This window comes from Neisseria sp. P0014.S002 (assembly GCF_051958295.1).
Classification (GTDB): domain Bacteria; phylum Pseudomonadota; class Gammaproteobacteria; order Burkholderiales; family Neisseriaceae; genus Neisseria; species Neisseria flavescens_B.
The window spans coordinates 1-256 of sequence record NZ_JBQCVO010000091.1 but is presented as its reverse complement, the minus strand read 5'-3'; the positions used below and the strand labels follow the sequence as shown (position 1 = coordinate 256).

The window sequence follows — 256 nt, the reverse complement described above, 5'->3', positions numbered from 1 at the left end:
GTTTCACGCCGATGGTGCGCGCGTCCAGAAGCGTCACGTTGGCAACTTGGCTGACCGGAACCATACTGCCCCAGTATTCGACTTCCACTTGGTCCAACAGACCGGTATGCGCACGGCCGGTACGCACTTTCGCCAAATTCTCTTTCAGCACTTCTACCGAGCGCTGCATTTTGCTTTCCGCTGTTTTTTGAATATCGTTAATCATTTTCTGCTTTCAAATAAGATACTGAATTTAAAACCTCGCCCGGACGCATGA

General features: G+C 50.0%; 1 protein-coding gene. It reads right to left on the bottom strand.

The window, feature by feature from the left end:
• The coding region (locus ACTHSX_RS10740; protein WP_440379678.1) for a ribosome recycling factor at window positions 1–205 on the bottom strand (205 nt) is incomplete at its 3' end.
• Window positions 206–256 lie beyond the last annotated feature (51 nt).